Origin of the sequence: Curtobacterium sp. MCPF17_018 (genome assembly GCF_003234135.1) — a bacterium.
In the GTDB taxonomy this organism is placed as follows: Bacteria; Actinomycetota; Actinomycetes; order Actinomycetales; family Microbacteriaceae; genus Curtobacterium; species Curtobacterium flaccumfaciens.
The window spans coordinates 128,051-145,727 of the sequence record NZ_QKSJ01000002.1; the positions used below are offsets into that span (position 1 = coordinate 128,051).

Below are 17,677 nucleotides of genomic sequence, written 5' to 3' on the forward strand. Positions count from 1 at the left end.
GACCATGACCGACACGCGCCCCGTCCCGCCCGCAGCGGTGCGGGGCGCGTCCGCGTCGGGGACACGGCTGCAGGGCGTCGACGTGGCCCGTGCCCTCGCGCTGCTCGGCATGATGGCCGCACACATCGGTGGCATCGCGGAGCAGCTCGACTGGACCGATCCCGCCACGTGGACCGCCGTCGCCCACGGCCGCCCGTCCACGCTGTTCGCGGTCCTCGCCGGGGTCTCGATCGGCCTGACGAGCGGCCGCACCGACCCGCCCGGCCCGCCCGCCATCGGCCGCATCCGTGCCCGGCTCGCCATCCGCGCCGTGGTGGTCGTCGTCATCGGGTTCGCCCTGATGGCGCTCGACACCCCCGTGTACGTGATCCTGCCGACCTACGGGGTGCTGTTCCTGCTGGTGGTCCCGGTGCTCCGCCTCCGACCGGCGGCGCTGCTCGGCATCGCCGCGCTCTGCGCGGTGCTGTCGCCGCTCGCCGCGCTGACGATCGCGCCGGTCTACGCGGACGCCGGCATGATCGGCGTCCAGCTCGGCCTGGTCTACCCCGTGGTCACCTTCCTGGCGTACGTCCTGGTGGGGCTCGCGGTCGCCCGGGCCGGCCTGGGCCCACGCCGCCGGTTCCCGGACGACGCGCCAGCGGCGTACGGGCCGTGCCGGTGGGGAGAGGACCGTGGCGAGCAGGTCGTGCTCCTGGCGTCCGGCGCACTGGTCGCCGCCACCGCGTACGTCGCCGGGTCGGTCCTCGCCCCGGCGCCGGACGACGCGGCCCTGGCGTTCCCCGGGGTCCCCTACGCGGGCGAGGGCTCGACCCCCGGTCAGGCCCTCGCGCAGCTGTTCCTGTCCCCGCGCGACCACTCGTCGTCGGTCGTCGACGTGGTGGGGACTGCCGGGGTGGCGGTCGCCGTGATCGCCCTCTGCCTGCTCGTGTTCGACGGCCGCGGGCGTGTCGCCGAGCGGATCGCGTTCCCCCTGGCCGCGGTCGGCTCGATGCCGCTGACGGTGTACTCGGGGCACCTCGTGGTCATCGCGATGCTGCCGACCTCCCCCGAGTCGGCCGAGGCCTGGGGCTGGTTCGCCCTCGGCTCGGTGGTCTTCGCGATGCTGTGGCGGCGGTTCCTCGGCCGCGGCCCGCTCGAGCGGGTGGTGAGGGCCCTGGCGTCCCTCGTCCCGATGCGCTGAGCGCACCTGGCGGAGCCGCACCGGGCCTCCAGGCGGCTACTGCAGCGCCGCCGTGAGCCGCGCGACGTTGTCGAGCACCTTGGACCGGCGCGGACGGTCGACCCACTCGTCGAGCGTGAGCTCGAAGCTGTGCTCCTTGTAGGAGTCCTGCACCTCGCGCAGGGCGTCGACGAAGCGGTGACCGCGCACCATCACGGAGACCTCGAGGTTCAGGCTGAACGAGCGCATGTCCATGTTGCTCGACCCGATCACCGACACCTCGTCGTCGATCGTGAAGTGCTTCGCGTGCAGGATCGTCGGCGCGCGGTACAGCCAGATCCGGACGCCGGCCCGCAGGAGTTCCTCGTAGTACGAGCGCTGCGCGTGCCAGGTCATCGCGTGGTCGCCCATCTCACCGACGAACAGCTCCACGTCGACCCCGCGCTGCGCCGTCGTGGTGATGGCGTAGAGCATCGAGTCGTCCGGCACGAAGTACGGCGACGTGATCGAGACCTTCTGCTGCGCCGAGTAGAGCAGCGCGTTGAACAGGCGCAGGTTGTTCTCGCCGTCGAAGCCCGGGCCGGACGGCACCACCTGGCAGTCGAGCGCATCGCCGCGGTCTGCCCGCTGGACGGGGTCGCTCTCGCGCAGCAGCAGTTCATCGGTCTCGCTGTACCAGTCGGTGACGAACAGGGCGTTGAGCCCGGCGACGACCGGCCCCTCGAACCGGGCGAACAGGTCCTTGTAGACCATGCCCTTCTCGACGTGGGACTTGATGTCGTACGACGCGTCGATCAGGTTCTGCGAGCCGGTGAACGCGACCGAGCCGTCGATCACCATGATCTTCCGGTGGTTGCGGAGATCGGGCCGCTGGAACTTCCCCTGCAGCGGCAGGAGCGGCAGCATCAGGTGCCACTCGATGCCCGCCTGGTCCATGAACGCCAGGGTGTCCTTGTAGCCCGGGTAGCCGCGGCTCGCCCAGTGGTCGAGCAGGAACCGCACGGTGACGCCACGGCCCTGCGCCCGCGCGAGCGCCTCGAAGAACGGGCGCGTCGTGTCGTCGAGCGTCGCGATGTAGAACTCGACGTGCACGAACCGTCGGGACTGGTCGATCGCGCGGGTCATCTCGGCGATGGACTCCTCGGAGTCGGGGTAGAGCTCCGCGGAGTTGCCGCCGACCAACGGCATCGCGCCGAGTTCGCGGTTCAGCCGCGTGACGCTCTCGAGCCACGCGGGCCACGGGTGGTCACGGCGGACCCGCTCGATGCCCTCGGTCTGCTCGAGGATGTACGCGTTGATCTCGGTCTGCTTCTCGCGACGGGCGCGGGGGAGCTTCGTCGACCCGATGACCAGGAAGACGATGAAGCCGATGTAGGGGATGAGGAAGATCGCGAGCAGCCACGCCGTCGCGGTCTGCGGCTTCCGGTTGATCGGGACGTAGATGATCGAGAAGACGCGGATCGCCAGGTCCAGCAGGACGAGCAGGACGGTGATGACGACGCTGAGCCAGTGCTCCACGGGGTGTCGGGTGTCGTTCGCAGGGGCCGCGGGTCAGCGGAAGTTGATGAACTGCAACGGGACGTCGAACTCTTCACCCTTGAGGAGCTGGATCGTGTTCTGCAGGTCGTCACGGCTCTTCGACGAGACGCGGAGCTCGTCGCCCTGGATCTGGCTCTTCACCGACTTCGGGGCGTTGGCTCGCAGGAACGCGCCGATCTTCTTCGCCACGTCCTGCTCGATGCCGTTCTTGAACTTCACCTCGATGCGGTACTCCTTGCCCGAGGGGTACGGGTCGCCGGCGTCGAGGCTCTTCAGGCTGATGTTCCGCTTGATCGCCTTGCTCTGCAGTACGTCGAGCACCGCCTTGGCGCGCTCTTCCGAGTTCGCCTTGATCAGGACGTCCTCGCCGCTGAACGCGACCGAGGCGTCTGCGCCCTTGAAGTCGTACCGCTGCTCGATCTCCTTGGCCGCCTGGTTGAGGGCGTTCTCCGCCTCCATCTTGTCGACCTTGCTGACCACGTCGAAGGAACTGTCTGCCATGCCGACAGCCTAACGGCGGACGGGAGGCCCGGTTCGGCCCCCGTGCGCGGGCCCTGGTGGGTGCGTGGTCGCGTCCAGGGCCGATGGTCACGACCACCGTCAGCCATCCGCTATGCTTTTGTGCGCGCCTTCGGTTGGTGATCACACCGGCTGGGTGCGCATGGCAAGTTACCCAAGCGGCCAAAGGGATCTGACTGTAAATCAGCCGGCGTAGCCTTCGGGGGTTCGAATCCCTCACTTGCCACCATCTGATCGGCCCCGTCCACTGCGGACGGGGCCGATGGTGTTTCCGGGAGGATGGGTGCATGGCATCCGACCCCATACCGTCCCAGTTCGCCGACCTCGCCGAGTCGATCGCCCGTGACGCAGCGGCGCTGGCTGCACGCCGCCGCGCCGAGGGGGTCGAGGTCGCGGACCGGAAGTCGAGCATCGTCGACGTGGTCACGGCCGCCGACCGGGAGGTCGAGGCACTCATCCGCGCCCGCATCGCCGAGGCCCGCCCCGACGACGCCTTCCACGGCGAGGAGTCCGGGTCGGCCTCGGGTGCCTCGGGCATCACCTGGGTGGTGGACCCGATCGACGGCACGGTCAACTACCTGTACGGCAGCGCCGAGTACGGCGTGAGCATCGGCGTCGTGCGCGGCGCGCCCGACCCGATGACCTGGGAACCGATCGCGGGCGTCGTCGTGGCTCCGGCGACGGGCACCGTCTTCCGCGCGGCCGTCGGCCAGGGTGCGAACCGCGACGGGGAACCGTTGTCCGTCGCCGCGCCCCGTTCGCTCGCCGAGACGCTCGTCGCCACCGGGTTCGGGTACACGGCCGACCGTCGCCGTGAGCAGGTCGCGGTGCTCGCCGGACTCATCGGCGAGGTGCGGGACATCCGCCGTGGGGGAGCGGCGTCGCTCGACTGCTGCGCCGTCGGGGCGGGAGTGGTGGACGCGTACTACGAGCGCGGGATCAACCCGTGGGACATGGCCGGTGGTGCCCTCGTCGCGCAGGAGGCCGGCGCGGCGATCCGCATCTGGGAGGCCGGAGGGACCCGCTCCTTCCTGTTCGCGAGCCCGGCGGTCGTCGACGAGCTCGAGGCCCTGGTGCGCGGGCTCGAGGCGGGTGTGCTCGGAGCCGTGGGGGCCTGACGACGCGCCGGTCCCCAGGTCTGGGGGTGCCGGGTGGACATGACCACGACTGGCGACGTGCGACGACGTTTGCTAGCGTGCTCTGGTCCCGTTATCTGCTCGTTACCATCGAGCGAGCCCTTCCCCGATCAGGATCGCCACCGCACGCATGCCCCGAACTCCTCTGTCCCCCGAACCCACCGACGGTTCCGTCGACGCCGCCACCCCGGTCGTCCACCTGACCCGACGCGCTCGGATCGAGGCGGAGCGAGCAGCGGCGAAGGGCGCGGTCGTGGTGCAAGAGGGACACGGCTCGACGCGTGCGGGCTTCGACGACGTGATCGGCGCGGCCACCCCGGGGACCCCGGCCGCCCCCGTGTCGCCGATCGACCTCGCACCGGCATCGCCCGTACGCCCGGCCTCCCGCATCGCGACGCCGCCCGCACCCACCTCGCCCGTCGTGCACGCCCAGCGGGTCGCTCCCGTTGCCTCCGCCGCCTCGGCGTCGCAGCCGCGTCGTGTCGTGGGGCAGGTCCCCGCATCGCGCCGCCGCGGCCGTCCGACCACGAAGACCCCGGTTGACCGCGCGACCCGTCACATCCGGTCCACCGCCACCACGACCCCTGCAGCAGCGCGGTCCCCGAAGCAGGGCGCGTCGTTCCGCCGTGCTGCATCCCGTGTGACCGCGGTCGGCGCACTGCTGTTCGCAGCAGGCCTGGTCGTCTCGACCTCACTGCCGGCCCAGGCGCTCTGGGTCCCGGCCTCCGGCTCGACGGCGGCCCGTGCCACCGTCGACGGCGCCACCCAGTCGATGCAGGTCGGTGCCTCGGCCGACGGTTCGACCGCCCGCGACCAGTACACCGTGTCCGACGCCACGCAGTACGCGAACGTCGACTCCTCGACCTTCACGAACGACCCGACCGGCACGATCCAGTGGCCGTTCCTGACCGGTGTCCCGATCACCTCGGGGTTCGGTGGACGCCAGGTCGCCGGGTGCTCGTTCTGCTCGACGAACCACATGGGCATCGACTTCGCCCCGGGCGAGGGCACCCCGATCGGCGTCATCGCCGCTGGCACCGTGATCAAGGTGCAGGCGAACGACGGCGGTTTCGGCAACGACGTCTGGGTCGAGCACGACGTGGACGGCAAGCAGTTCGTCAGCGTCTACGGCCACATGGAGGACAACTCCTTCAAGGTCGTCACCGGCCAGCACGTCGAGGTCGGGGACATCCTCGGTCTCGTCGGCAGCACGGGCAACTCCACGGGTCCGCACCTGCACCTCGAGGTGCACGTCGACGGGGTCCCGGTGGACCCGCTGGCGTGGCTCCAGACCAACGCGAACTAGCGGCCGACGGCGCGGCACGCCCGGGCGTCTCGCCCGGTTCCGGAGCAGCGTCGGAGGTCTGCTATCCTCGTGTGGTGCCGCTCGCGGCACATCGCCCCGATAGCTCAGTGGTAGAGCACCTCCATGGTAAGGAGGGGGTCGTCAGTTCAATCCTGACTCGGGGCTCCGACCCGGTGCGCGTGCCGCTCCGGATCTCTGGCGGGGTAGCTCAGTTGGTTAGAGCACACGACTCATAATCGTGGGGTCGCGGGTTCAAGTCCCGCCCTCGCTACACGCAAGGCCCTCTCGTCCAGGATCCCCTGGGTCAGGGGGCCTTCTCTGTCGCCGGCTCCACCTCGGTTGCCGGTTCCACCTCGGTTGCTGGTTCCGCCCACCGCGCGCTCAGTCTGCCGCCGGCACATCGGCCGCGACGTTCTGCTGCGCGGCGAACTGGGTGCGGTGCAGCTCCTCGTACCGGCCACCCGCGGCCAGCAGCTCGTCGTGTGTGCCCCGCTCCACGATCGAGCCGTCCTCGACCACCAGGATCATGTCCGCGCTGCGGATCGTGGAGAGCCGGTGCGCGATCACCATCGCCGTCCGCCCCTCGAGTGCCTCGCCGAGCGCTGCCTGCACCGCTGCCTCGGACGTCGAGTCGAGTGCCGCCGTCGCCTCGTCGAGGATGACGACGCGTGGCTGGGCGAGCAGGAGCCGGGCGATCGTCATCCGCTGGCGCTCGCCCCCGGACAGCCGGTAGCCGCGTTCGCCCACCATGGTGTCCAGCTGGTCGGGGAGGGACCGGATGAGCGGCTCGAGCCGCGCACGGCGGACCGCGTCCCACACCTCGTCGTCGGACGCCTCGGGCCGGGCGAACCGCAGGTTGGAGCGGATGGTCTCGTGGAACAGGTGGCCGTCCTGCGTCACCATGCCGAGGGTGTGCCGCATCGAGGCGGAGGTGACGTCGCGGACGTCCTTCCCGGCCAGGCGCACCGCGCCGCTGTCGACGTCGTACAGGCGCGCGAGCAGCTGCGCGACCGTGGACTTGCCGGCCCCGGACGAGCCGACCAGGGCGACGGTCTGCCCCGGCTCGATCCGGAAGGACAGTCCGTGCAGCACCTCCTCGCCGCCGCGGGTGTCGAGCGTGGCGACCTCCTCGAGCGAGGCGAGGGACACCTTGTCGGCAGACGGGTAGGCGAACCGGACGTCGTCGAACTCGACGGAGACGGGGCCGTCGGCGATGGTCACCGCGTCGGGCTGCTCCCGGATGAGCGGTTCGAGGTCGAGCACCTCGAAGACGCGCTCGAAGCTGACCACGGCGCTCATGATCTCCACCCGCGCGTTCGCCAGGCTCGTCAGCGGGGCGTACAGCCGCGTGAGGAGGAGTGCCAGGGTGACGACCTCGCCGGTGTCCAGCCGGCCGGCGAGCGCGAGGAAGCCGCCGAGCCCGTAGACGAGCGCCAGGGCGAGCGCGGAGACGAGCATCAGCGCGGTGAAGAAGACGAACTGCAGCATCGCGGTCCGGACACCGATGTCGCGGACCCGGGCGGCACGGACGCGGAACTCCTCGGCCTCTTCGTCGGGTCGGCCGAACAGCTTGACGAGGGTGGCGCCGGGAGCCGAGAAGCGCTCGGTCATCTGGGTGCTCATCGCGGAGTTGTGGTCGGCGGCCTCGCGGCGCAGGGCGGCGAGGCGGCTGCCCATCCGGCGCGCGGGGACCAGGAAGACCGGGAGCATGACGACGGCGAGGACCGTCACGAGCCACGAGGTGCTGAGCATGACGATCAGGGTGAGGATCAGCGCCACGAGGTTCGTGACCACGCCGGACAGCGTGCCGCTGAAGGCCTGCTGGGCGCCGATCACGTCGTTGTTGAGGCGGCTCACGAGCGCACCGGTCCGGGTGCGGGTGAAGAACGCGATGGGCATCTTCTGCACGTGGTCGAAGACGGCGGTGCGGAGGTCCAGGATCACGCCCTCGCCGATCCGCGCCGAGTACCACCGCGTCGTCAGCGACACGGCGGCGTCGGCCACGGCCACCAGGGCGATGACCACGGCCAGCCGGACGATCGTCGCGACCTCACCGCGGGCGACGATGACGTCGACCACCTGACCGGCGAGGACCGGCGTCGCGACCGCGAGGAAGGCGCCGACGACGGAGAGACCGATGAAGACCAGCAGCTTCGCCCGGTACGGCACCGCGAACGTCAGGATCCGCCGGACGGACGCGCGGGAGAACCCGTGCTTGCCGCCCTGCGCGGACGAGATCTTGTACAGCGAGCTCCAGGCTGCGCTCTCCATGCTCATGGCGGTTCCTTTCCGGGGCCCCTGGCCCAACCTAGATGGCTGGCCGGGTGCTCGGTGACCGCTCCCGGGACGGTGCGCCGCACGGCCACCCGCCGGAGGCCGTCGGGCCCGCCTACTGCGTGCGGTGGGAGCCGGTGTCCGTGCGCGTCGCGAGCACCCCGGCCGCACGGAACGCGTCCTCGACCGCGGCGGTGACCTGCTGCCAGGCGGCCCGTCGACGGTTCGCCCCGATGCTGCCGCCGGACACGGCCGTGCCGTGCCCGGCCCGGCGCAGGGTGATCGTGGTGGTGGCACCGTCCACGACGGTCGACAGCTCGTACCGGCGGTACTCCCGGGCCGGCTGCACGAGCGCACCGAGCAGGATGGTGAGGGTCCGGCTGCCCGCCGTCGCGGTCATCGTGCCACCCGTCGACTCGACGTGGTGGCCCGTGCGGCGCAGCGCAGCGGCCGCGACCTCCATCGCGGTGCACCGGTCTCCCGTGTGCACCGCGAACTCCGTCGTGGTGTCCATCGGCCCTCCCCGTCCCGAACGAACCCGTGCCGCACGGCACGCCCCGATTCCCCCGAACCGGTCTCAGACAGCCTAGCTGATGCGTTCTCATGGATCGCAGGCCCCCGGACAGGCCTCGGTAGACTGCCGTGGTGTCAGTGAACCCCGAGCTCGTCGGCAGGACGTTCCCGCCGGCCCAGCCCTACCTGGTCGGCCGCGAGAAGGTGCGCGAGTTCTCGCGTGCGGTCTTCGCGACCAACCCCGTCCACCACGATCCGGGCGCCGCACGTGCCGCCGGGTACGCCGACGTGGTCGCGCCCCCGACGTTCGCCGTCGTCGTGCAGGAGGCCACGCTCGCGCAGCTCCTGAACGAGCCCGACGCCGGCATCGACTTCTCCCGCGTCGTCCACGGCGAGCAGTCCTTCACCTACGACCGGCCGATCGTCGCCGGTGACGAGCTCACCGCGACCCTGACGGTCACCAGCGTGAAGACCCTCGGCGGCAACGCGATGGTCACCGCCCAGAGCACAATGAACGACGCCGAGGGGGAGCACGTCGTCACGGCGACCTCCACCCTCGTGGTCCGAGGAGACGACGCATGACCGCCGCACCCGCCACCGCGCTCGAGGTCGGCACCGTCGTCGCCGAGCGTGACGTGCACATCACGCGCGACTCGCTCGTCCGGTACGCCGGCGCCTCGGGCGACTTCAACCCGATCCACTACCGCGACGACGTCGCCGCCTCGGTCGGCCTGCCCGGTGTCCTCGCCCACGGCATGCTCACGATGGGCATCGCCGTGCAGCCGGTCGCCGAGTGGCTCGGCGACAGCGGCTGGGTCACGGGCTACGGCGTCCGCTTCACGCGCCCCGTCGTCGTCGACCCGGAGCAGGGTGCCACCGTCGGCATCGTCGCGAAGGTCGGCACCGTCGACGAGGACGGCCGGCCGAAGCGCATCGACCTCACCGTGACCGCCGCCGGGCAGACCGTGCTCGGCAAGGCGCAGGTCACGGTGGTGTTCCGCTGACCGTGTCCGAGCCGGTGCTGGCCGACCTGACGACGCTCCGCGTCGGCGGGGCCGCCACCCGGCTGCTCACGGCCACGACGACCGACGAGCTCGTCGCCCACGCGCTCGACGCCTTCGACGACGACGAGTGGCTCGTCCTCGGGGGCGGCAGCAACCTGCTGGTCGCCGACCAGGGCTTCGACGGCACCGTCGTGCTGGTCCGGACGACGGGCGTCGACGCCGACCGCGACGCCGAGGGCGTCACCGTGCGCGTCGCCGCGGGGGAACCGTGGGACCCGTTCGTCGCCACGACCGTCGCGAACGGCTGGACCGGCCTGGAGGCCCTCAGCGGCATCCCGGGCACGGTCGGTGCGTCCCCGGTGCAGAACATCGGCGCCTACGGGGTCGAACTCGCCGACGTGCTCACCCGCGTCGAGTTCCTCGATGCGGTCACGGGGGAGCGCACGTGGGTCCCGGCAGCCGAGCTGGCGCTCGGCTACCGCACGTCGACCCTCAAGCACGGTCGGCGCGGTGTCGTGCTGACGGTCGAGTTCCGGCTGGGGCTCGCGGGGGAGCACGGTGTGCCCGTGCGGTACGCGCAGCTCGCCGGTTCGCTCGGGGTCGAGCTCGGTGCGCTCGTGCCGCCCACGACCGTCCGCGACGAGGTGCTGCGGCTGCGCGGCTCGAAGGGCATGGTGCTCGACGGGGACGACCACGACACCTGGAGCGCCGGGTCGTTCTTCACCAACCCGATCGTCTCGCCGGCGTTCGCCGAGACCCTGCCGGCGGATGCGCCCCGTTGGCCCGCGGGCGACGACGTCAAGCTCAGTGCCGCGTGGCTCATCGAGCACGCCGGCGTCCACCGTGGCTACGCGGTGCCGGGCTCCCGTGCGGCGATCTCGTCGAAGCACACCCTCGCGCTGACGAACCGCGGCGGGGCGACGGCCGCGCAGGTGGCCGAGCTCGCACGGTTCGTGCAGGTGACCGTCCTGAACCGGTTCGGTGTCTCGCTCGTCCCGGAACCCGTCGTGGTGGGGGACCTGCTCGGCTGATCGTCCGCGCGACGGGACGGATGCGCACCGCGCACCACGGGCCTCCCGGAACGTGCGAACGGGCCACCTCGGCGAGGTGGCCCGTTCTGCGGATCCGAAGGGGCTACGCGAAGAACTCCGCCAGCCGGGCGACGCCCTCGGCGATGTCGTCGTCGCCCAGCGCGTACGACAGGCGCAGGTAGCCGGAGGGGCCGAAGGCCTCACCCGGCACGACCGCGACCTCGGCGTGCTCGAGGATCAGGTCGGCCAGCTCGAGCGTGGTCGTCGGTGTGGTGCCGGCCCACTCGCGACCGAGCAGTGCGGTGACGTCCGGGTAGACGTAGAAGGCGCCCTGCGGGGTCGGCGTGCGGAAGCCCGGGATCGCGTTGAGGCCGTCCACGATGGCCTTCCGTCGGCGGTCGAAGGCCTCGCGCATGGCGGCGACGGGCTCCTGCGGACCGGTGAGGGCGGCGATCGCGGCGCGCTGCGACACGTTGGAGACGTTCGACGACAGGTGCGACTGCAGGTTCGACGCGGCCTTGACGGCGTCGGTCGGGCCGATGAACCACCCGACGCGCCAGCCGGTCATCGCGTAGGTCTTCGCGACGCCGTTCACCAGGATCGTGGTGTCGGCGAGGGCGGGGACCTCGGCCAGGATGCCGGCGAAGCGGACCCCGTCGTACACCAGGTCCTGGTAGATCTCGTCGCTGATCACCCAGATGCCGTGCTCGAGCGCCCACTCGCCGATGGCCCGGGTCTGCTCGGCGGAGTACACGGCACCCGTGGGGTTCGACGGCGAGCAGAACAGCAGCGCCTTGGTCGCCGGGGTGCGGGCGGCCTCGAGCTGGTCGACCGTCACCAGGTAGTCCTGGTCGCTGCCGGCGAAGACCTCGACGGGCTCGCCGCCGGCCAGCCGGATGGCCTCGGGGTAGGTGGTCCAGTACGGCGCGGGCAGCAGGACCTCGTCGCCGGCGTCGACGATGGTCTGGAACGCCTGGTAGACCGCCTGCTTGCCACCGTTCGTGACGATGACCTGCGACGGCTCGACGGTGACGCCGGACACCCTGGCGGTCTTGTCGGCGATGGCCTGCTTGAGTTCGGGCAGGCCGGTCGCGGGCGTGTAGCGGTGGTTCTTCGGGTCCTGCGCGGCAGCGACGGCCGCGTCGACCACGTGCTGCGGGGTCGCGAAGTCGGGCTCGCCGGCGGCGAACGAGATCACCGGACGCCCGGCGGCCTTGAGCGCCTTGGCCTTCGCGTCGACCTTGAGCGTCGCGGACTCGGCGATGGCCGCGATGCGGGACGCGATGCGCGGGCGATCGGCCGGCGCGGTGGCGAGGGTGTCGACGGACACGTGGGCGGTGGACTCGGGGCCTGGGGCTGCGGTGCTCACGGGGCCCAGCCTACCGGCGCGGCACGCCGTGGAAGGGGCCAAGTGGACACCGTGTGACGGACTCCCGTAGACTCGTCCACCGGAACGCGGATCGGTGACGAACCGTGTTGCGAAGGGCGGTGGCTCAATTGGTAGAGCAGCGGTCTCCAAAACCGCAGGTTGCAGGTTCGAGTCCTGTCCGCCCTGCAACTCTGGAAGGGTAGAAGTTGGCGAGCAAAGACATGGAGACGACGGCGGACGACGTTGTCGCCAAGGCGAAGCAGGACCGGGCCGAGCGCCGCGGGCCCATCGCTGCCATCGTGCTCTTCATCCGCCAGGTGATCGGCGAACTGCGCAAGGTCGTGACGCCGACCCGCAAGGAACTCTTCAGCTACACGGGCGTCGTGCTCGTGTTCGTCGTCGTCATGATGATCCTGGTGTCGATCCTCGACTTCGTGTTCGGTCTCGGCGTCGGGTACGTCTTCGGCAACGGGCCCACGGCCTGACCCCGACGTCGACTGCCGTGTGCGGTCGTTCCGAGGAGTACGGTCGCCCGAGACGGCGTCGATCGTGACGGCGTCGCTCGTGACCATGAACGAACGCCACCCCGACCCGAACCACCGAACGGAAAGAATCGACTGTGTCTGACAACTCCCGCGATGACATCGACCTCGCGACGGCTGCCGAGCAGTCCTCCGAGGTCGAGGAGAACCAGGAAGGCGACGTCGAGACCGGCGAAGGACGCTCCGTCGAGTCCGCTGAAGAGCGTGCGATCTCGATCGAGGGCGACGACGACGAGTCCCTCGGCCTCAGCTCCGAGCCCGACGACGGCACCGTCGACGCCGGCCTCGACGAAGCACTGACGGCCCTGCAGGAAGCCCGCGACCCCGAGGCCGACGCCGTCGTGGACGACGCCCTCGAGATCGACTCCGCCGACGAGGCCGAGGCCGCCGTCGAGGCCGTCGAGGACGAGGAAGAAGTCGAGCTCGAGTCCGAGACCGCCGCCGAGGCGAACGAGACCCTCGCCGCCGACGAGGCACTCGACGCCGAGGACGAGGACGACGAGCCCGCCGAGGTCGACCCGTACGAGGCCTTCAAGGCCGAGCTGCGGATGAAGCCGGGCAAGTGGTACGTCATCCACTCCTACGCGGGCTTCGAGCGCCGCGTGAAGTCGAACATCGAGAACCGCATGGTCTCGATGTCGATGGAGGACTACATCTACCAGGTCGAGGTCCCGATGGAGGACGTCGTCGAGATCAAGAACGGGCAGCGCAAGCTGGTCACCCGCGTCCGGATCCCCTCGTACGTGCTCGTCCGCATGGACCTCAACGAGGACTCGTGGTCCGTCGTCCGGCACACCCCGGGCGTCACCGGCTTCGTCGGCAACGCGCACAACCCGACCCCGCTCCGTTTCGACGAGGCGTTCGGCATGCTCAAGTCCCTCGTGCAGGTCGCCGAGGCCGCCCCGACCAAGGGTGGCGCGAAGGGCAGCGGCTTGCAGGCACAGCCCGCAGCCGAGGTCGACTTCGAGATCGGCGAGACGATCACCATCAAGGAAGGCTCGTTCGCGGGCCTGCCGGGTTCGATCTCCGAGATCAAGCCGGAGAGCGGCAAGCTCACCGTCCTCGTCTCGCTGTTCGAGCGCGAGACCCCGGTCGAGCTCAGCTTCGACCAGGTCACGAAGCTCTAGCGACCACCAAGCTGTAGCGATCACCGAGATCGACTACACTGAACGGGTTTGGGCCCGCGCGCCTCGTGCGAGCGGGCCTTCACCGCTGTCCGGAACGGCCGGACCAGCGGGAGAGTGCACGGATCCCCGTGTGTTCGATTCCAGGAGGAAGACAAGTCATGGCACCGAAGAAGAAGGTCACGGGCCTGATCAAGCTGCAGATCAACGCGGGAGCCGCCAACCCGGCCCCCCCGATCGGTCCGGCGCTCGGTCAGCACGGCGTCAACATCATGGAGTTCTGCAAGGCGTACAACGCGGCGACCGAGTCGCAGCGTGGCAACGTCGTGCCGGTCGAGATCACCGTCTACGAGGACCGTTCGTTCACGTTCGTCCTCAAGACCCCGCCGGCCGCCGAGCTCATCAAGAAGGCTGCTGGAGTGCAGAAGGGGTCCTCGACCCCGCACACGGTCAAGGTCGCGAAGATCTCGATGGACCAGGTCCGTCAGATCGCCGAGACCAAGCAGGCCGACCTGAACGCCAACGACATCGAGCAGGCCGCGAAGATCATCGCCGGCACCGCACGCTCGATGGGCATCACGGTCGAGGCCTAAGCACCGATCGGGCTCCGGCCCACCACCAGACACCTTTCCGTGGGAGAGCCTCGCCGGCTCGCCAACCACGTATCTCGCAAGGAGACCACCATGGCGAAGAAGTCCAAGGCCTACCAGGCCGCGGCCGCGAAGATCGAGGCCGACAAGTTCTACACCCCGACCGAGGCGGTCGCCCTGGCCAAGGAGACCGGTTCCTCGAAGACCGACTCCACGGTCGAGGTCGCGCTGAAGCTCGGCGTCGACCCCCGCAAGGCCGACCAGATGGTCCGCGGCACGGTCATCCTGCCGCACGGCACGGGCAAGACCGCCCGCGTCATCGTCTTCGCGACGGGTGCGGCTGCTGAGGCCGCCATCGCCGCCGGCGCCGACGAGGTCGGTGGCGACGAGCTCATCGCGAAGGTCGCCGAGGGTTACACCTCCTTCGACTCCGCCGTCTCGACCCCGGAGCTCATGGGCAAGGTCGGTCGTCTCGGTAAGGTGCTCGGCCCGCGTGGCCTCATGCCGAACCCGAAGACCGGCACCGTGACCCCGAACGTGGCGCAGGCCGTCAACGACATCAAGGGCGGCAAGATCGAGTTCCGCGTCGACAAGCACGCCAACGTGCACTTCGTCGTCGGCAAGGCCTCGTTCACGCCGGAGCAGCTCGACGAGAACATCTCGACCGCGCTCGAGGAGATCAACCGCCTCAAGCCGTCGTCCTCGAAGGGCCGTTACGTCATGAAGGGCGCCGTCTCGACGACCTTCGGCCCCGGCATCCCGCTGGACGTCAACAGCATCTGACGACCTTCGGCACTGCGTTCTCCCAGTGCCATCCCGCTGGACGTCAACAGCATCTGAGTCCCCTGACTCGTGGAAGGGCCCGCACCGGCAACGGTGCGGGCCCTTCCTGCACGTCGGGGTCGTGCCCGATAGCGTGGAACCGTGCGCACCCTCGTGAACTCGCTCCGACTGATCGCCGTCATCGCCATCGTCGTCGCGGTCGTGGCGCAGTGGCTCGAGAGCTCGCAGACCCCGACCTACTCGTTCTGGAACTTCTTCGGCTACTTCACGATCCAGTCGAACCTGATCGTCGCCGTGGCGCTCGCGGTGACGCTCGTGGCCGCGGCCCGTCACAAGCGGGCGGACCTCGCCGTCTCGGTGCTCCGTGGTGCCGCGACGGTGTACATCGCGACGACCGGCATCGTCTACAACACACTGCTCACGGGCGCGAACGTGTCGGCCTCGGTGCCGTGGTCGAACGACATCGTGCACAAGATCATCCCGGTGTACGCGGTGCTCGACTGGCTGCTGTTCTCGGATCGCGCACGGCTGCTGCTCCGCCACGTGTGGTGGTTCCTGCTCTACCCGGCGGTCTGGACCACCGTGGTGCTCGTCCGCGGTGCGACCGACGGGTGGGTGCCGTACCCGTTCCTCGACCCGGCGCAGGGCTACGGCGTCGTCGCGATCTACGTCGTCGGCATCGCGGTCTCGATCACGCTGCTCGGCATCCTCGTCGTGGGGATGAGCCGGCTGCGACTGGTGAAGGTCTAGCTGGTGGCGGTCCAGCGGACTGTCTAGGAGCGGAAGCCGCGGATCTTGTCGAGCACCAGATCGGCGAGCTGGACGAGCCCGCGGATCTGGTCGTCGTCGCGGTCGACCCAGCGGCACTCGGGCTCGTCCGCGACCGGCACGAACCCGTCGTGGCGTTCCCAGACGAACAGGGTGCGGTCGGCACCGAGCACGTACTGCTGCCACCAGATCTGCCGGAGGTAGTGCCGGGGGATGCTCCGCCAGTCCTTGCCGGTGGTCTTGATCTCGGCGAGCACCACGCGGGACGACTCGTCGACCCCGACGCCGTCCGGGGTGGCGAGGTGGGCGCGGTTCGCGGCGGCGTGGAACAGGTGCGCCGAGGGCTGGATGCCGTGGGTGGCGGCCACCCAGGCGGCGATGACCGGTTCGCGGTCCTTGCCGTGCTCGGTGAACGCGTTGCCGGAGAACCGGGAGCCGTAGCGTTTCTCGGTGACGACGGCCTCGACGGCGCGCAGCGAGGCGAGCCGGGCGACGTCGGTGGCGGTGATGCCCATGGCGCGGGCGCGGAGCCAGGCGACGCGGTCCGAGGAGTGCGCGACGATGCGCTCGGTGTGGCCGCGCAGGGCGGTGACCGCATCACGCGCAGCCGGGACCGGCGCGGACGACCCGGGAAGGGCCTCCAGACCGGGGTCCAGGTCGCCCCACAGGGTGGGCTGCACGATCGTCACCCGACGATTGTCCCCCCGACCACCGGCAAGACCGAAACCGACGCGCTCACACGGCCGGCTGTGTGCGTCAGGAGACCAGTTCGCGACCCTCGGCGAAGGCGACCAGCTCGTCGACCCCGACGGGGGAGAGGGCGTAGCCGATGGCGAGGGCCGCAGCTCCCTGCAGCGCGGCGAGGGACCCGGCGCGGGACTGCACGATGACGAGGTGCTCACTGGCCAGGGGCATCGAACGGGAGTAGACGACCTCGCGGACGCCGGCGAGCAGGTGCTCACCGGCCTGCGTGATCGATCCGCCGAGTGCGATGACGGACGGGTTGATGAGCGAGATGCAGGTCGCCAGGACCTCGCCGATGTCCCGACCGGCCTGTCGGACGGCGTAGATAGCGTCGAGGTCCGACCGGTTCACCAGGTCGATCACGTCCGCACCGGTGTGCACGTCGTGCCCCTTCACGCGGAGCGCGCGGGCGATGGCCGGACCGGAGGCCACGGCCTCGAGGCAGCCGGTGTTGCCACAGTGGCAGGGGACGTCCCCGGCGCGGGAGACCCGCACGTGTCCGATGTCACCCGCGGTGCCCTGGGCGCCGCGCTGCAGCCGGCCCTCGGAGACGATGCCGGATCCGATGCCGGTGGCGACCTTCACGAACAGCAGGTGGTCGACGTCCGGCCAGCCGTGCTCCCGCTCACCGAGGGCCGCGATGTTGACGTCGTTGTCGAGGAGCACGTGGGCGGCGATGTGCTGACGGAGCCACGAGGGCACGTCGAAGCCGTCCCAGCCGGGCATGATCGGCGGGTTGGCCGGGCGGCCGGTGGAGAACTCGACCGGCCCGGGGACGCCGATCCCGATCGCGATGACGTCCTGCCGGCTGCGCCCGACCTCGGCGAGCAGGTCGTCGATCGTCTCGACGAGCCAGGACAGCGTCGGCACCGGACCGGCGGCGATGTCGATCCGGGCCTCGCGGGTCGCGAGCGGTGCCGCGACCAGGTCGGTGACGGCGACGCGACCGTGCGAGGCGCCGAGGTCGGCGGCGATCACGAGCCGGGCACGGGGCTTCAGGGCCACCTGGGCGGGCGGACGGCCGCCGGTGGAGACGGCGGTGTCGACGGCGCCGACCAGCCCGATGTCGATCAGGGAGTCGAGGCGCACGCCGATGGTGGAGCGTGCGAGTCCTGTCAGTGCGGCGAGCTCGGCCCTGGTGCGCGGCACGCCGTCGCGGAGGATCTGGAAGAGCTCGCTCGTCCCGACCGGAGGCGACGCTGCCGTCCGGTTCAAGTCGACCATGTGGGGAGTGAAGCACACATCGTTCGCGCCACGCAATGAAGTCCGTCGACAT

The 17,677-nt window shown here is 70.5% G+C and carries 18 protein-coding genes and 4 tRNA genes; 15 read left to right on the plus strand and 7 right to left on the minus strand.

The features are described 5' to 3' along the window. Positions 1-4: 4 nt before the first annotated feature. On the plus strand, positions 5-1,180 hold the full coding sequence (locus DEJ27_RS03235) for a heparan-alpha-glucosaminide N-acetyltransferase domain-containing protein (protein WP_111090312.1): 1,176 nt from the start codon (positions 5-7) through the stop codon (positions 1,178-1,180). Between the two features lie 36 nt (positions 1,181-1,216). Here DEJ27_RS03235 and cls read toward each other — a convergent pair whose 3' ends face one another. Together cls and DEJ27_RS03245 are read right to left on the minus strand one after the other, a co-directional pair. Further along, positions 1,217-2,677: a cardiolipin synthase gene (gene cls / locus DEJ27_RS03240; protein WP_110861552.1), complete on the minus strand. Its 1,461-nt coding sequence runs from the start codon at positions 2,675-2,677 to the stop codon at positions 1,217-1,219. A 33-nt stretch (positions 2,678-2,710) separates the two neighbouring features. Further along, the gene (locus DEJ27_RS03245) at positions 2,711-3,199 is read right to left on the minus strand and encodes a YajQ family cyclic di-GMP-binding protein (protein WP_111090313.1); all 489 of its coding nucleotides are present in this window, start codon (positions 3,197-3,199) and stop codon (positions 2,711-2,713) included. 162 nt (positions 3,200-3,361) lie between these two features. Between DEJ27_RS03245 and DEJ27_RS03250 the strand changes: the two genes are divergently transcribed. The 5 genes from DEJ27_RS03250 to DEJ27_RS03270 all read left to right on the plus strand — a co-directional run bounded on the left by DEJ27_RS03250 (position 3,362) and on the right by DEJ27_RS03270 (position 5,930). Further along, positions 3,362-3,446, plus strand: a tRNA-Tyr gene (locus DEJ27_RS03250). A gap of 58 nt (positions 3,447-3,504) precedes the next feature. Next, positions 3,505-4,335 carry an inositol monophosphatase family protein gene (locus DEJ27_RS03255; protein WP_111090314.1) on the plus strand — a complete coding sequence of 277 codons (831 nt, stop codon included), beginning with the start codon at positions 3,505-3,507 and terminating at the stop codon, positions 4,333-4,335. A gap of 148 nt (positions 4,336-4,483) precedes the next feature. Then, positions 4,484-5,659 carry a M23 family metallopeptidase gene (locus DEJ27_RS03260; RefSeq protein ID WP_111090315.1) on the plus strand — a complete coding sequence of 392 codons (1,176 nt, stop codon included), beginning with the start codon at positions 4,484-4,486 and terminating at the stop codon, positions 5,657-5,659. A 93-nt stretch (positions 5,660-5,752) separates the two neighbouring features. After that, positions 5,753-5,824: transfer RNA gene (locus DEJ27_RS03265), tRNA-Thr, on the plus strand. Between the two features lie 32 nt (positions 5,825-5,856). Next, positions 5,857-5,930 (plus strand) — tRNA-Met (locus DEJ27_RS03270). 110 nt (positions 5,931-6,040) lie between these two features. Here DEJ27_RS03270 and DEJ27_RS03275 read toward each other — a convergent pair. Together DEJ27_RS03275 and DEJ27_RS03280 are read right to left on the minus strand one after the other, a co-directional pair. Beyond that, a complete protein-coding gene (locus DEJ27_RS03275) occupies positions 6,041-7,936 on the minus strand; it encodes an ABC transporter ATP-binding protein (RefSeq protein ID WP_111090316.1) in 1,896 nt (631 codons plus the stop codon). 112 nt (positions 7,937-8,048) lie between these two features. Next, positions 8,049-8,447 carry a hypothetical protein gene (locus tag DEJ27_RS03280; protein WP_071406316.1) on the minus strand — a complete coding sequence of 133 codons (399 nt, stop codon included), beginning with the start codon at positions 8,445-8,447 and terminating at the stop codon, positions 8,049-8,051. A gap of 131 nt (positions 8,448-8,578) precedes the next feature. Between DEJ27_RS03280 and DEJ27_RS03285 the strand changes: the two genes are divergently transcribed. From DEJ27_RS03285 to DEJ27_RS03295, 3 genes are read left to right on the plus strand one after another with little or no spacing between them, the layout of a single operon-like run. Further along, positions 8,579-9,028, plus strand: a complete 450-nt coding sequence (locus tag DEJ27_RS03285) for a MaoC family dehydratase N-terminal domain-containing protein (RefSeq protein WP_083404408.1) — start codon at positions 8,579-8,581, stop codon at positions 9,026-9,028. Beyond that, on the plus strand, positions 9,025-9,450 hold the full coding sequence (locus DEJ27_RS03290; RefSeq protein ID WP_110861544.1) for a MaoC/PaaZ C-terminal domain-containing protein: 426 nt from the start codon (positions 9,025-9,027) through the stop codon (positions 9,448-9,450). The genes DEJ27_RS03285 and DEJ27_RS03290 overlap by 4 nt, the downstream gene beginning before the upstream one ends. A 2-nt stretch (positions 9,451-9,452) precedes the next feature. After that, positions 9,453-10,481, plus strand: coding sequence for a UDP-N-acetylmuramate dehydrogenase (locus DEJ27_RS03295; protein ID WP_110861542.1), 1,029 nt, complete (start codon positions 9,453-9,455; stop codon positions 10,479-10,481). 103 nt (positions 10,482-10,584) lie between these two features. Here the strand turns inward: DEJ27_RS03295 and DEJ27_RS03300 are convergent, their stop codons facing one another. Then, positions 10,585-11,811, minus strand: a complete 1,227-nt coding sequence (locus DEJ27_RS03300; RefSeq protein WP_110861540.1) for a pyridoxal phosphate-dependent aminotransferase — start codon at positions 11,809-11,811, stop codon at positions 10,585-10,587. A 152-nt stretch (positions 11,812-11,963) separates the two neighbouring features. Between DEJ27_RS03300 and DEJ27_RS03305 the strand changes: the two genes are divergently transcribed. From DEJ27_RS03305 to DEJ27_RS03330, 6 genes are all read left to right on the plus strand, one after another. After that, a tRNA-Trp gene (locus DEJ27_RS03305) sits at positions 11,964-12,036 on the plus strand. Positions 12,037-12,071: 35 nt separating this feature from the next. Then, positions 12,072-12,335 (plus strand): preprotein translocase subunit SecE, encoded by a 264-nt coding sequence (secE, locus tag DEJ27_RS03310; RefSeq protein ID WP_371830607.1) that lies wholly within the window; start codon positions 12,072-12,074, stop codon positions 12,333-12,335. 134 nt (positions 12,336-12,469) lie between these two features. Further along, a complete protein-coding gene (nusG, locus tag DEJ27_RS03315; protein WP_110861538.1) occupies positions 12,470-13,519 on the plus strand; it encodes a transcription termination/antitermination protein NusG in 1,050 nt (349 codons plus the stop codon). A 158-nt stretch (positions 13,520-13,677) separates the two neighbouring features. Further along, positions 13,678-14,109 (plus strand): 50S ribosomal protein L11, encoded by a 432-nt coding sequence (gene rplK / locus DEJ27_RS03320; RefSeq protein WP_017888638.1) that lies wholly within the window; start codon positions 13,678-13,680, stop codon positions 14,107-14,109. A 90-nt stretch (positions 14,110-14,199) separates the two neighbouring features. Further along, complete coding sequence (gene rplA, locus DEJ27_RS03325) at positions 14,200-14,889, plus strand: 50S ribosomal protein L1 (RefSeq protein WP_017888639.1); 690 nt, start codon at positions 14,200-14,202, stop codon at positions 14,887-14,889. A 141-nt stretch (positions 14,890-15,030) separates the two neighbouring features. Next, on the plus strand, positions 15,031-15,639 hold the full coding sequence (locus DEJ27_RS03330) for a Pr6Pr family membrane protein (RefSeq protein WP_111090317.1): 609 nt from the start codon (positions 15,031-15,033) through the stop codon (positions 15,637-15,639). Positions 15,640-15,662: 23 nt separating this feature from the next. On the opposite strand, the gene DEJ27_RS03335 is transcribed toward DEJ27_RS03330, so the two are convergent. Together DEJ27_RS03335 and DEJ27_RS03340 are read right to left on the minus strand one after the other, a co-directional pair. Next, complete coding sequence (locus DEJ27_RS03335) at positions 15,663-16,346, minus strand: YqaJ viral recombinase family protein (RefSeq protein WP_111090318.1); 684 nt, start codon at positions 16,344-16,346, stop codon at positions 15,663-15,665. Positions 16,347-16,413: 67 nt separating this feature from the next. After that, positions 16,414-17,625 (minus strand): ROK family transcriptional regulator, encoded by a 1,212-nt coding sequence (locus DEJ27_RS03340; RefSeq protein ID WP_111090319.1) that lies wholly within the window; start codon positions 17,623-17,625, stop codon positions 16,414-16,416. Positions 17,626-17,677 lie beyond the last annotated feature (52 nt).